The following is a 13,334-nucleotide window of genomic DNA, read 5'->3' as shown; positions in this document are numbered from 1 at the left end:
ATTTGGATAAATAAATTTGGATACGTCAGACCGTACCGTTCGAATCGTCATCGTCAAGCACATCATTCAGAGCAACGCCACCGACAACAACACCACCGATCACGCCAGCGGTTCCCAAACCACCGCCATCAAGAAACCCAAAACCGCCGCCCCCTTCAGACTGCGCCACCTGCACGCCCGGCTGCGAAATCAGTGCCTGAAGTTCAGACTCAGAAAGATGATCCTGCAGTTCGGCCTCGGACAAGGCCTCCAAGCTCAAGGACGCATCTACGTTTTCACCCAGGTAGGCTTCAACAAGCTGCTCAATATTGGTAGCAGACTCTGCAGCAGGAATATAGGGTGTATCAGCAGAAATCTGCACAGGTTCAGGAGGGCTCCCTCCAGCCATCGCTTCATCGGCAGTAACCAAAGAAGGAATGGAAGCACTCTGTGTCGACCCGGACGACGTCTGATCAATTTCGGAAGAAACGGAAGCGTCGGCAGAATGCAAAACCGCAGCACCAGCGGCTACTCCCACACCAACCAGCACGGCTGAAGAAGCCTTGCCATCACCTTTGGATTGAACTTGAGTCACCTCAGCACCTCCGGGAAAAGGTTGTAACGCGGCCTCATGTTATCAAGCTTTTCTCCCGATGCGGGAAATTTGTGCCTGTACACCCAATGGGGAATATACTTAATACTTATGTGGTATTTTATTAAACAAGTACTTTAGATGTGGAACTATAAAACTATTTATAGAAATAGGGACTTGAAGTCCATACTTGTAACAAACCGCCAAACTTTGACAGAAGCGTGGTTGAATTTGTTGGATTTTTTCCAGCTGGTAAGGCTATAAACAAAAAAGCCCGGAGTCGTGAAACTCCGGGCTTATTGCGTTTTTGGTCGGCGTGGCGGGATTCGAACTCGCGACCCCTTGCACCCCATGCAAGTGCGCTACCAGGCTGCGCTACACGCCGACAAGCCTTGCATTATAGCTGGCTATTTGAACGAATCAGCCCTGAAGACTCAGAAGCTCGCGAATTTCCAGCAGTTCGCGTCGTACCCCCACCCACTCCGCAGCTGTGTTTTGGCTCACCGACTTGGTCAAGGCTTGGTCAGCGCCCCCAATCAGCACCGGTGCCGCAACCTCAAAGTCAATCACCTCGATCACGTCACTGTCTTCATGGCGACGCTGGTCCCGTTCGGCATGCACGAGTTCCTGCAGTTTGTTGCGCGCGCCACTGATGGTGAACCCCTGGTCGTACAACAGCTCGCGTATGCGACGGATCATCAGGACTTCGTGGTGCTGGTAGTAACGCCGATTACCACGTCGCTTCATCGGGCGCAGCTGGGTGAACTCCTGCTCCCAATACCGCAGCACATGCGGCTTCACACCGCAAAGCTCGCCCACTTCACCAATGGTGAAGTAGCGTTTGGCGGGGATGGGAGGCAGCGTTTTTTCCATGAAAATCAAGGCGGTAGAGACCGAACCTTGAAATTTACTCTAACACAGGCCGACAAGGTGAAGCGCAACAAAATTTCCGTACAAACTGTTGCAAATGCCACTGTGAGGTGGCTCACCACCCCGAACAGGTGAGCACTTCCGACGTAAAAAAGCCCGGCGGCCTAAGCCCCGGGCTTTGGTCACACCTCAGAATCAGTTGCCGATCACCGCTGTTTGCACCTGCTCCTTGAGCTTCGGGCTGGCGTGAAATGTGACAACGCGCCGCGCCTCAATGGCGACCGGTTCGCCGGTGCGCGGGTTGCGGCCGGGTCGCGGTGCTTTGGTACGGATCTGAAAGTTGCCGAAGCCGGAAATTTTCACATCGGTCCCTTCGACTAGGCTGTCCGTGACCAGATCGAAGAAGGCGTCGATCATGTCCTTGGATTCACGCTTGTTCAGTCCGATCTGGTCAAACAGCAATTCAGCCAACTGCGCTTTGGTCAGAGCCGGGGTCTCCAGGCTTTCGACAGCAAGTTCCATGTGTTGATGCTCCATCCTCGTTATTGTTTGCTCAGGCACGCAGCCGGGCAGCCACACGCTGGGCAAGTGCTTCGAGTGCGCCTTTGACCGCTCCGTCGATCTCTTCGTCGGTCAGTGTAGCGTCGTCCCGGCTCAGGGTCAGGCGCACGGCCAGACTCTTTTCATCAGCGGCCAGTCCACCAGGCGCGTCACCCTGCTTCTTCGGCCGGTACACGTCGAACAGCACCGCTTGGCGGAGCAGATCACCCCCGCCAGCATGAACCGCATCCATCACAGCCGCATGGGTGACCGACTCCTTGACCACAATGGCCAGATCGCGATCCACGGGTTGGTGGCGGCTCACGGTCTGGAACACCGGCACATCGCGTTGCAGTACGGCATCCAGCTCCAGCTCAAACATCACGGGCGCCAGAGCCAGATCGTAGGCTTGGCGCCATTTCGGGTGCAGCTCGCCCACATGGCCGATGCAACGTTCACCCAGCCACACACTCGCACAACGACCGGGGTGCATTGCTGGATGTTCGCTCGGCCGGAAGCTCGCCTGCATCGGCGTCAACAGGGACTGCACATCGCCTTTGACGTCGAAGAAGTCGACCGCGCGATCGGCACAGCCCCACTGCAGCGCATCGACCGCGCCGTAGCACAGACCAGCGGCCCGCATGGGCTGGTCAAAGCCAGCCACGGTGGTGTCGCTGTCCTTCACAGCAGCGTCTTTGCGAAACACACGACCCAGCTCGAACAGGCGCACGCGCTGGGCCTTGCGATCCAGGTTGAACTTGAGCACCGCGATCAGGCTGCCGAGCAGCGAGGAGCGCATCACGCTCATCTGGCTGGCGATCGGGTTCAGCAGCTTGATCGGGTCGGTATTGCCGGCCAACTCGCGTTCCCAGCGCTCCTCCACAAAACTGAAATTGATGGTTTCCTGGTAACCGAGTTGCGCCAGTTGCCGGCGCACCGCGAACGGGCCACGCCTGGCCTCGGTGCGCAGCTTGGCGGTGATGGGCGCTAGCGGCGGATTCGTTGGCAACTGCTCGTAGCCGATGACACGCGCCACTTCTTCGATCAGGTCTTCCTCGATCTGCAGATCGAAACGGAAGGCCGGCGGCGCCACGGTCACGGTACCCTCGCCTTCGGTCACGTCCAGGCCCAAGCGGCGCAAGGCACCCGCGCACTGCGCTTGCGTGACCGGCATGCCGATGACCTTGGCCGCACGGGCCACGCGCAGCGTGACTGGCTTGCCTTCGGGCAATGCCAGTGTCTGATCGTCCAGCGGACCGGCCTGACCGCCACAAATGTCCAGCACCAACTGCGTGATGCGCTCGACATGTTCAACGGTCGTTGACGGGTCAACACCACGTTCGAATCGATGGCCCGCATCGGTGCTGAAGTTGTAGCGGCGCGAACGGCCAGCAATGGCCTTGGGCCACCAGAAGGCGGCTTCTATAAAGATGTTCTGCGTGTCGTCGGACACCGCCGTGGCGTCACCACCCATGATGCCGGCGAGCGACTCGACTTCTCTGTCGTCGGCGATCACGCCCACGGAGGCATCTACTGTGACGGTGGTGCCATTGAGCAGCTTGAGCTGTTCACCATCACGGCCCCAGCGCACCTGCAGGCCACCGTGGATCTTGTCGAGATCAAAGATGTGCGAGGGACGGCCCAGCTCAAACATCACATAGTTGGAAATGTCCACCAGCGGCGAAATGCTGCGCTGGCCGCAGCGCGCCAGGCGCTCGACCATCCAGGCTGGCGTCTGCGCTGTGGTGTTCACGCCGCGCACAATGCGACCGCTGAAACGGCCGCACAGGTCGGGCGCCTGGACGCTCACCGGCAGCTGATCTTGCACCTGCACCGCGACCTTGGAGAACCCGGGCTGCAACAGCGGCGCCCCCGTCAGAGCCGACACCTCGCGCGCGATACCGAACACGCTCAGGCAATGCGCCAGGTTGGGCGTGAGCTTGAGCGTGAACAGCATGTCGTCCAGTCCCAGCTGCTCGCGGATGTTGCGGCCGATAACGGCATCTTCACCCAGCTCCAGCAGGCCGTTGCTCTCTTCCGAGATCTGCAGTTCCTTGGCCGAACACAGCATGCCCTGGCTCTCGACACCGCGAAGCTTGCCCAGCTTGATGGCGAATGGCTTGCCGTCCTCACCCGGCGGCAGCAGCGCGCCGACGGTGGCACACGGGATTTTGATGCCGGCACGCGCATTCGGCGCTCCGCAGACGATGTTGAGGGGAGCGCCCTGCCCCACGTCCACCTGGCACACGCGCAGGCGATCGGCGTTCGGGTGTTGCTCGGCGCTCAGGATCTGGCCCACCACCACGCCGGTGAAGGCGGGCGCAAAGGGGCGTAGCTCTTCGACTTCCAGACCGGCCATGGTCAGGGTATCGGCCAGTTGCTGACTGGTCAGGGATGGGTTGCAAAAGGCACGCAGCCAGGATTCGGGAAATTGCATCGTGTCGTACCGAAGAAGTCAGCGGAACTGCGAGAGGAAGCGGATATCGCCATCGAAAAAGAGGCGCAGATCGTTCACGCCGTAGCGCAGCATGGTCAAGCGGTCCGGACCCATGCCGAAGGCAAAACCGATGTAGCGCTCGGGGTCCAACCCCATGTTGCGCACCACGTTCGGATGCACTTCGCCAGAGCCTGCCACCTCCAGCCAGCGTCCGGCCAGTGGGCCGCTCTGGAACTGGATGTCGATCTCGGCACTGGGTTCGGTGAACGGGAAAAAGCTGGGGCGGAAACGCAGCACCAAGTCGTCGGACTCAAAAAAGGTGCGACAAAAATCGGTGAACACGACCTTGAGGTCCTTGAAGCTCACGTTCTCGCCGATCCACAGGCCTTCGCACTGGTGGAACATGGGCGAGTGCGTGGCATCGCTGTCCACCCGGTAGGTGCGACCGGGCGCGATGACGCGAATCTCGGGCATCGGCAGGCCCGCATCCAGTGCGGCACGGTGGCGCTTGACATGCTGCACCGCGTGGCGGATCTGCATCGGGCTGGTGTGGGTGCGCAGCAGGTTCGGCGCCTTCGCACTGCCACCTTCCACGTAGAAGGTGTCGTGCATGGACCGCGCCGGGTGGTCTTCGGGCGTGTTCAGCGCGGTGAAGTTGAACCAGTCGGATTCGATCTCGGGGCCCTCGGCCACCTCAAAGCCCTGTGAGCTGAAGATCGCTTCGATGCGCTCCAGCGTCAGGCTCACAGGATGCAGACCACCCGGCCCACGCTGACGGCCAGGCAGGCTCACGTCGAGCGCCTCCGCCTTGAGCTGGGTTTCGAGCTCTGCATCGGCCAGCGCCTGGCGTCTCGCATTGAGGGCAGCTTCGATGGCCTGCTTGGCCACGTTGATCGCGGCTCCACGGGTCTTTTTCTCCTCGACCGGGAGCGCCGCCATGCCCTTCATCAGCTCGGTGATGCGGCCCGATTTGCCCAGATACTGGGCTTTGGCATTTTCCAGATCGGCCGGGGTAGCTGCTTGCGCGAAGCCAGCGCGGGCGCTGTCAACCAGTGCGTCCAACTCGTTCATGTGTGTCTTGTGCAGAGAAATGAAAAAAGGGGCTGAGAGCAGCGAGGGAATCCCTCAAGCCTCAACCCCTTTGAGCGACGGGAAACCGCCATCACCCTTGCGGGCAACGACGTTCTCCGCCGTGAATCAAGCGGCCAGCTTGGCTTTGACTTGCTCCACGATGCTGTTGAAAGCAGCAACGTCGTTCACGGCCAGATCGGCCAGGACCTTGCGGTCGATCTCGATCTGGGCCTTCTTCAGGCCGTTGGCGAACTGGCTGTACGTCAGGCCGCAAGCACGTGCACCGGCGTTGATACGCGCGATCCACAGCTGACGGAAAACGCGCTTCTTGGTGCGGCGGTCACGGTAGGCATACTGACCGGCCTTCATCACCGCCTGTTTGGCGATGCGGAAGACATTACCGCGGCGACCGCGGAAACCTTTGGCAAGGGCGAGAACTTTTTTGTGACGGGCGCGTGCCGTTACACCACGTTTGACGCGAGGCATGTGTGACTCCTTGTTCGTCGTTGATCAAATACCCATGCCGGGCAGCATCTGTGCCATGTGACCCATATTGGTCTCATGGACAGTCACTGCTCCACGCAGGTGGCGCTTGGTCTTGGTGGACTTCTTGGTCAGGATGTGACGTTTGAAGGCTTGACCGCGCTTGACGGTGCCACCGGGACGAACGCGGAATCGCTTCTTCGCGCTGCTCTTGGTCTTCATTTTGGGCATCTTCATGCTCCTTTTTCATTTGTGCTCGTGAGGCGCCGCGAACCTTCCGCGGACTTGTTGGCCCCGAGCCACTTTTATGAAAGGCTTTACAGCCCTTCTTTGGCACCCGACCTTTCGGCCGGAGCCTCGGACCGGCAGGAGACTACCCTGCCCGTCCAATTCTGTTTGCCACTGAAATCTTCAGGTTGCCGGCTGCTCAGCGCTTTGCGCTGCCGCTTCAGGCGCCTTCGCACCACTGCCACCTGCCTTCTTGCGACCAGGTGCAATCATCATGATCATCTGGCGCCCTTCCAGCTTGGGAAACTGTTCCACGATGATCGAATCGGCCAGTTCATCGCGAATGCGGTTCAACAACGCTAAACCCAAGTCCTGGTGCGTGATCTCGCGGCCGCGAAAACGCAGCGTGATCTTGCATTTGTCGCCATCATCGAGAAAGCGCCGGATGTTGCGCATCTTGATGTTGTAGTCACCGTCGTCGGTGCCTGGGCGGAACTTGATTTCCTTGATTTCAATGACCGTCTGCTTGGCCTTCGCTTCCGCTGCCTTCTTCTGCTCCTGGTACTTGAACTTGCCGTAGTCCATCAGGCGACAGACCGGAGGCACTGCGGTGGCGGCAATCTCGACCAGATCCACATCCAGCTCACCTGCCATGCGCAACGCTTCCATCAGACTGACGATACCCAGTGGTTCGTTCTCTGGTCCATTGAGGCGAACCTCTGGGGCCATGATTTCACGGTTCAGTCTGTGTGCACGCTCTTCACGTTGGCGGCGGTCGCGAAAATTGGTAGCTATGGTGTATTCCTTGATGTGGGCTGTTCAGACAGGTGGGCAACCTTCGTCACCCTCAATGCACGAGTCCTGAGCACCGCAGCGAGGGGCATCAACCGGATGTTTGACTTCAAACTTTGGATGAAACGTCTGCCGCAATCAGTCTGGAAAAGTCTTCCAGCGGCATGACCCCGAGGTCTTTGTTACCTCGCGCCCGAACAGCCACGGCGCCGGCGGCCTTCTCTTTGTCGCCCACGACAAGGATGTAAGGCCGCTTCTGCAACGCGTGCTCCCGTATTTTATACGTTATTTTTTCATTGCGCAGATCGGTCTCGACCCTAAGCCCTTGATTCTGCAGAGTTTTCGTGATTTCACGACAGTAATCGGCCTGTGAATCGGTGATATTGAGCACCGATACCTGCACAGGCGCAAGCCAGACAGGCAATGCACCCGCGTGTTCCTCGATCAAAATCCCGATGAATCGCTCCAGGCTGCCGACGATGGCACGGTGCAACATGACCGGACGATGGCGCGCGCCGTCCTCGCCCACATACTCGGCATCCAGCCGCTCGGGCATGGAGAAATCCACCTGGATCGTGCCGCACTGCCACTGGCGCCCGATAGCGTCCTTCAGCGTGTATTCGATCTTGGGACCATAGAAAGCGCCCTCGCCCGGGGATATCTCAAACTCACACCCGGAGGCGCGCAAGCTCTCCATCAAGGCGTGCTCGGCCTTGTCCCAGCTTTCATCGCTGCCGATGCGCGCATCGGGCCGGGTGGCGATCTTGTAGATGATGTTCTTGAAACCGAAGTCGGCGTACACCTTCTGCAACAGCGCGGTGTACGCCACGCATTCGCCCAGGATCATGTCTTCGGTGCAAAAGATGTGACCATCGTCCTGCGTGAACGCGCGCACGCGCATGATGCCGTGTAGACCCCCAGTAGGCTCGTTGCGGTGGCACTGGCCAAACTCACCATAACGCAACGGCAGATCGCGATAGCTCTTGATGCCCTGCTTAAAAATCAGAATGTGACCGGGGCAATTCATCGGCTTGAGCGCGTATTCGCGCTTCTCCGACTCGGTGGTGAACATGTTGTCGCGGTACTTGTCCCAGTGGCCGGTTTTTTCCCACAGGCCTTTGTCCAGGATCTGCGGGCCCTTGACTTCCTGGTAGCCGTTGTCACGGTAGACCTGCCGCATGTACTGCTCGACACCTTGCCACACCGTCCAGCCCTTGGGGTGCCAGAACACGGTGCCGGGCGAATGCTCGTCGATGTGAAAAAGGTCCAGCTCACGGCCCAATTTGCGGTGATCGCGTTTTTCAGCCTCCTCCAGCATCGTCAGGTGCTGTTGAAGCTCGTCCTTGGTGGCCCAGGCGGTGCCGTAGATGCGCTGCAGCATCTCGTTGCGGTGGTCACCGCGCCAGTAGGCACCGGCCACTTTCATCAACTTGAAATGCTTGAGTTTGCCGGTGCTGGGCACGTGGGGGCCACGGCACAAGTCCTCGAAACTGCCCTCGCGGTAGAGCGACACGTCTTCGTTGCTCGGAATACTGGCGATGATTTCAGCCTTGTAGTGCTCACCCATTCCCTTGAAATACGCCACCGCCTCGTCCCGCGGCAACACCCGGCGCACCACCGGCTCGTCCTTGTTGGCCAGTTCGGTCATGCGCTTTTCGATTAAAACCAGATCCTCGGGTGTGAATGGGCGCTTGTACGAAAAATCGTAGAAAAACCCGTGCTCGATCACAGGACCGATGGTCACTTGGGCATCGGGAAACAACTCCTTTACCGCATAGGCCAGCAGGTGGGCCGTCGAGTGGCGGATCACCTCCAGACCCTCGGCGTCCTTTGCTGTGACGATGGACAACGGGCTGTCAGCCGTGATCTGGTAACTGGTATCCACCACCTTGTCGCCGATCTTGCCCGCCAACGCGGCCTTGGCCAGACCGGAGCCAATCGAAGCAGCCACCTCGGCCACGGTGACCGGACCGGGAAACTCGCGCTGGGAACCGTCGGGAAGTGTGATGTGAAGCATGGGGAAGTCCAGAAACAAAAAAGCGCGGCATGGGCCGCGCTGGAAGTGAGGAAGAAGGAATCGGGCAGGCGCGAACTGCAGGCGTCAAAAGGCCAGAGAAAACCTCTCGGTAGTTCGCGGTGTCATAACCGATTCGCCTTTCGATTTCTTGAGAACATCAATTTTGCATTTTAGCAGTCAGCCCTGCACCAAACTCATCACACAGGCGTCGGTCAGTTGCACTGAGTCCCCAGCGTCGGCTGAATGAGACAAGCAGAACCTCCCTTGCCAGCACAGGAAGCCGCTGCGCGGTTGTCCGCCTCTTCCTTGGAGCCTGCACTGCCAACCCCCCAGACCCCATTGGAGCCTCGCGCCAGCGATCCGCATTCACCGTATCCGGAGAACTCCCGCACCACGGTGCAGACAGACGCGCCACCGCATTCAAAAACAGCATCGCTGTTGGCCTCTGGCTGCGACGAGTAGTTGACTGCAATAGCGCCCACCCCTGTCGACTGGTTGACCGCAATTGCCCCTCGCGGCGTTGAGTCACTCCCCCCGCCTCCGCAGGCCGCCACCACCGACGCAACGACCAATATAGACAGCAATTTCCAATTGATTAGCACTTGAAGTTCTCCTTGTTCCTCGACAAAGCGTGTTCTACCACGCATGGCCCATACGCTTCCTGCACAAACAGCGCCAAGCGACAAATGCGACTAGTCTATCGTTCGACATACCCGCAGCGTGTATGAAATTGGCGACAGCAAGAACATGGCCCGGTCACGCCAAAGCGCGCCGGGCCATTCCATTCGGGCTTTATGGGCAGTGCGATGCCCGCCCGTTGGATCTCAGTGGAACTGCTCTTCTTCGGTTGAGCCAGTCAAGGCCTTCACGCTGGAAGAACCGCCCTGGATCACGGTGGTCACGTCGTCGAAGTAACCCGCGCCCACTTCCTGCTGGTGCGACACGAAGGTGTAGCCCTTGTCACGCGCGGCGAACTCCTGCTCCTGCACCATTTCGGTGTAGTGCTTCATGCCTTCGCCGCGGGCGTAAGCGTGGGCGAACTGGAAGGTGTTGAACCAGTTGATGTGGATGCCGGCCAGCGTGATGAACTGGTAGCGGTAGCCCAGCGCGGCCAGGTCTTCCTGGAAGGAAGCGATCTGCTTGTCGTCCAGGTTTTTCTTCCAGTTGAAGGAAGGCGAGCAGTTGTACGACAGCAGCTTGCCGGGGCAGGCGGCTTGCACGGCTTGCGCGAATTCACGGGCGAAGCCGATGTCAGGCACGCCGGTCTCGCACCACACCAGATCGGCGTAGGGCGCGTAGGCGACGCCACGGCTGATAGCTTGTTCGAGACCGTTCTTGACGCGGTAGAAGCCTTCTTGCGTGCGCTCGCCGGTCAGGAACGGCTTGTCGTTGGCGTCGTGGTCGCTGGTGATCAGGTTGGCGGCTTCGGCATCGGTACGGGCCAGCACGATGGTGGAGACACCCATCACGTCGGCGGCGAAACGAGCGGCGATCAGCTTTTCGCAGGCTTCCTGCGTGGGCACCAGCACCTTGCCACCCATGTGGCCGCACTTCTTCACGGCGGCCAGCTGGTCTTCGAAGTGAACGCCAGCGGCACCGGCGGCGATCATGTTCTTCATCAGTTCGAAGGCGTTGAGCACGCCACCGAAACCGGCTTCAGCATCGGCCACGATGGGCAGGAAATAGTCCACGAATTCGCTGGAGCCTGGCTCGATGCCACGGCCCCACTGGATTTCGTCGGCGCGCTTGAAGGTGTTGTTGATGCGGCGGACCATGGTCGGCACCGAGTCGTAGGCGTACAGCGACTGGTCGGGGTACATGGTTTCGCTGGTGTTGCCGTCGGCGGCAACCTGCCAGCCCGACAGGTACACGGCTTCCAGGCCGGCCTTGGCCTGCTGCATGGCCTGGCCTGCGGTGATGGCGCCAAAGGCATTGACGTAACCCTTCTTGGCGCCGCCGTTGACCTTGTCCCACAGCTTCTCGGCGCCGCGTTTGGCCAGCGTGTGTTCGATCTGCATGCTGCCGCGCAGACGCACGACGTCAGCGGCGGAGTAGCCGCGCTTCACGCCCTTCCAGCGCGGGTTGGATGCCCAGTCTTTTTCCAGGGCGTCAATCTGCTGTTGGCGGCTCAGTTGCTCGTTGAGGGATTGGGGCATTTGAAGACTCTCCGTGAGGTTGATGAAAAGGGGTCGGCGTGGTCACCATGCGAGCCCGATGCCGATGTATGAACTTTAAGTCTTATAGAAGAGTTTTGAAAGCTCTTATGTCTTATAGAAGACAAAAATTTATTTCTTTAAAATCAACTATATTTTTATGAAATTCCTCAATGTGGAAAACTTTTTCTTGTATTGAGAAATTTTTGTGCAACGCAAAACATTGCAATTTCACATTAAGGAATGGCACTCTCTCATCCCGGAACAGTAACCGCAGCACGAACTTCGTGTGTTCTCAACAACCGGAGAAACACATTTTCAGTGCCCCCAACCTGCGCAGAGTGGGTGCGCAAAGGCATGAAAGCCGTCTTCGGGCATGATCGACGCCCATGCACGACTCCATCACAGCAAGTCCCGCTGTCAGGCGTTGGTGGGCATTTGGCAGCCTGGCTTTGAGCATGTCACTGGTCGGCAGCTATGTGGCTCTGTCCAAACCGCTGGTACTGGTGTTCCCGGTTTTTCTGCTGGCCTGGCTGCGGTTCGGGATCGGGGGGCTCGCCATGTGGCGATGGCTGCGCAAGCCAGCGGACGAAGCCGTCATCTCTCCGCGCACGCGCCGCCTGCTGTTCCTTGAATCTTTTCTCGGCAACTTCCTGTTTTCAATCTGCATGCTGTTCGGCGTCAGCTTGACCACGGCCGTGGCGGCCGGTCTGGTGATGTCGTCCATCCCGGCGGTGGTGGCGATATTGAGTTGGCTCTTCCTTAAGGAACGCATCGGACGCCGAACCAGCGCCGCCATCGCGTGTGCCGCGCTCGGCATCGGCTTGTTCTCGTTGCAAAAGCCCGAGGCCGGCATCGCCGCTACGCCCGAATCCTCCTTCATGGGCCTAGGCTACGCCGTGTGGGGCAACCTGCTCGTGTTTGCCGCGGTCGTGTGCGAAGCGTCCTACGTCGTGATCGGCAAAAAGCTGACCGAAGGCCTTGGGCCCAAACGGATCTCGGCCATCATCAACCTCTGGGGTTTTGCGCTGGTCACGCCGTTTGGCTTGTGGACCGCTTGGCACTTCGACTTCGCCGTGGTCAGTGGTGACATCTGGGCTCTGCTGTTTTTCTATGCATTGGCGGCCAGCGTGTGGACCGTCTGGCTGTGGATGACAGGACTGAAGACTGTTCCGGCCTCGCGTGCGGGTGTTTTCACTGTCATGCTTCCGGTAAGCGCTGCGACCATTGGCGTGCTGTTCATGGACGAACGGTTGACGCCCATGCAGATGCTGGCGTTCGGTATCGCGCTCCTGGGACTGGTACTGGCCACCCTGCCCGCTCGCCAATCGGCCAAGGGCTGAACTGTTCAGCCGGCAATCACAGGCAAAACAGGCCCGTGGGGTTGGTCAGCCCCATCCAGAGCGCCCAACCCGACGTCAGCGCCAGTGCCAAGCCGGCCAACCGGATGGCCCAGGCGCCCGACTGACCGCCCCGCAGGCGCAGCAACAACCAGGGTGCGGCGGTCAAGGAAATGGACGTGCCCAAAGAAAACAGAGCCATGATGGCGGCTCCTTCGAACACGTTCGCAGAGAGCGACGCCACCAGCAAGGCGGAATACAGCAACCCGCACGGCATGAACGCCCAGCCGACCCCCAACACAATGGGGGCGCGAGGTCCCAAGCGGGTCAGCACCGGCCGCGCCTTGCGCCACAACGATTGGCCCAAGTTGTCAATCCAGGCGGGTTGGCGCGCTTGCCAGATCAGTGCCAGGCCCAGGAGAAATGCCGCAGCGTGGAACATGGTCCAGACCGGCCGAATCGCTATGGTGTTGGTCCCCAGCACCGCAAGCCCCTGGACGGACCCCGCCGCAAAAGCGCCGAACAGCGAATACCCGAACATACGACTGAACTGGAACGTCCACAGCGCCCGGGTGCTGCGCTCGCCTGCCGCGCGGCTGATGCCAGCACAGGCTGCGCCGCACATGGCGACACAGTGGGGTCCACCCACGATACCCATGAACAGGGCCGTGATCGCCATGGAAGCTTGCATGAAGGAACTTTAACAGCGCGTGGGTGATAGAAGGCGGAGGCTAGTTCTAACCCGCCCCTATTGGTAGTGAGTATTGATCCCACTCGCACCCGCTCATGGACACCCCACGCGAACAAAGACCCGCCACTGGTCCAAAAGCTG

General features: G+C 59.6%; 13 protein-coding genes and 1 tRNA gene. 1 reads left to right on the top strand and 13 read right to left on the bottom strand.

Annotation, left to right across the window (positions count from 1 at the left end):
* Positions 1-25: 25 nt before the first annotated feature.
* The 12 genes from ACN5W5_RS03455 to aceA all read right to left on the bottom strand — a co-directional run bounded on the left by ACN5W5_RS03455 (position 26) and on the right by aceA (position 11,165).
* Entirely contained in the window at positions 26-574 is a 549-nt protein-coding gene (locus ACN5W5_RS03455; RefSeq protein WP_420047176.1) for a hypothetical protein, read from the bottom strand.
* Between the two features lie 305 nt (positions 575-879).
* A tRNA-Pro gene (locus ACN5W5_RS03450) sits at positions 880-956 on the bottom strand.
* Positions 957-991: 35 nt separating this feature from the next.
* The gene (locus tag ACN5W5_RS03445) at positions 992-1,444 is read right to left on the bottom strand and encodes a MerR family transcriptional regulator (RefSeq protein WP_420047175.1); all 453 of its coding nucleotides are present in this window, start codon (positions 1,442-1,444) and stop codon (positions 992-994) included.
* A gap of 192 nt (positions 1,445-1,636) precedes the next feature.
* Positions 1,637-1,963 carry an integration host factor subunit alpha gene (locus ACN5W5_RS03440; RefSeq protein ID WP_177135091.1) on the bottom strand — a complete coding sequence of 109 codons (327 nt, stop codon included), beginning with the start codon at positions 1,961-1,963 and terminating at the stop codon, positions 1,637-1,639.
* 31 nt (positions 1,964-1,994) lie between these two features.
* Positions 1,995-4,418 carry a phenylalanine--tRNA ligase subunit beta gene (gene pheT, locus ACN5W5_RS03435; protein ID WP_420047174.1) on the bottom strand — a complete coding sequence of 808 codons (2,424 nt, stop codon included), beginning with the start codon at positions 4,416-4,418 and terminating at the stop codon, positions 1,995-1,997.
* Between the two features lie 18 nt (positions 4,419-4,436).
* Positions 4,437-5,489: a phenylalanine--tRNA ligase subunit alpha gene (gene pheS, locus ACN5W5_RS03430; RefSeq protein WP_420047173.1), complete on the bottom strand. Its 1,053-nt coding sequence runs from the start codon at positions 5,487-5,489 to the stop codon at positions 4,437-4,439.
* Between the two features lie 126 nt (positions 5,490-5,615).
* Positions 5,616-5,975, bottom strand: a complete 360-nt coding sequence (gene rplT / locus ACN5W5_RS03425; protein WP_066151478.1) for a 50S ribosomal protein L20 — start codon at positions 5,973-5,975, stop codon at positions 5,616-5,618.
* Between the two features lie 24 nt (positions 5,976-5,999).
* Positions 6,000-6,203 (bottom strand): 50S ribosomal protein L35, encoded by a 204-nt coding sequence (gene rpmI / locus ACN5W5_RS03420; protein ID WP_069048846.1) that lies wholly within the window; start codon positions 6,201-6,203, stop codon positions 6,000-6,002.
* A 180-nt stretch (positions 6,204-6,383) separates the two neighbouring features.
* A complete protein-coding gene (gene infC, locus ACN5W5_RS03415) occupies positions 6,384-6,995 on the bottom strand; it encodes a translation initiation factor IF-3 (protein WP_420047433.1) in 612 nt (203 codons plus the stop codon).
* A gap of 106 nt (positions 6,996-7,101) precedes the next feature.
* The gene (thrS, locus tag ACN5W5_RS03410) at positions 7,102-9,009 is read right to left on the bottom strand and encodes a threonine--tRNA ligase (RefSeq protein WP_420047172.1); all 1,908 of its coding nucleotides are present in this window, start codon (positions 9,007-9,009) and stop codon (positions 7,102-7,104) included.
* Between the two features lie 212 nt (positions 9,010-9,221).
* Positions 9,222-9,656 carry a DUF4189 domain-containing protein gene (locus ACN5W5_RS03405; RefSeq protein ID WP_420047171.1) on the bottom strand — a complete coding sequence of 145 codons (435 nt, stop codon included), beginning with the start codon at positions 9,654-9,656 and terminating at the stop codon, positions 9,222-9,224.
* 177 nt (positions 9,657-9,833) lie between these two features.
* The gene (gene aceA, locus ACN5W5_RS03400; protein WP_177135101.1) at positions 9,834-11,165 is read right to left on the bottom strand and encodes an isocitrate lyase; all 1,332 of its coding nucleotides are present in this window, start codon (positions 11,163-11,165) and stop codon (positions 9,834-9,836) included.
* A gap of 455 nt (positions 11,166-11,620) precedes the next feature.
* Here aceA and ACN5W5_RS03395 point away from each other — a divergent pair, with 455 nt between their 5' ends.
* A complete protein-coding gene (locus ACN5W5_RS03395; RefSeq protein ID WP_420047432.1) occupies positions 11,621-12,505 on the top strand; it encodes a DMT family transporter in 885 nt (294 codons plus the stop codon).
* Positions 12,506-12,521: 16 nt separating this feature from the next.
* Here ACN5W5_RS03395 and ACN5W5_RS03390 read toward each other — a convergent pair whose 3' ends face one another.
* A complete protein-coding gene (locus tag ACN5W5_RS03390) occupies positions 12,522-13,181 on the bottom strand; it encodes a sulfite exporter TauE/SafE family protein (RefSeq protein ID WP_420047170.1) in 660 nt (219 codons plus the stop codon).
* Positions 13,182-13,334: the final 153 nt, after the last annotated feature.

The organism is Hydrogenophaga sp. ZJX-1 (assembly GCF_048590325.1).
Classification (GTDB): Bacteria; Pseudomonadota; Gammaproteobacteria; order Burkholderiales; family Burkholderiaceae_C; genus Hydrogenophaga.
This window is presented reverse-complemented; position numbering and strand designations above follow the sequence as displayed.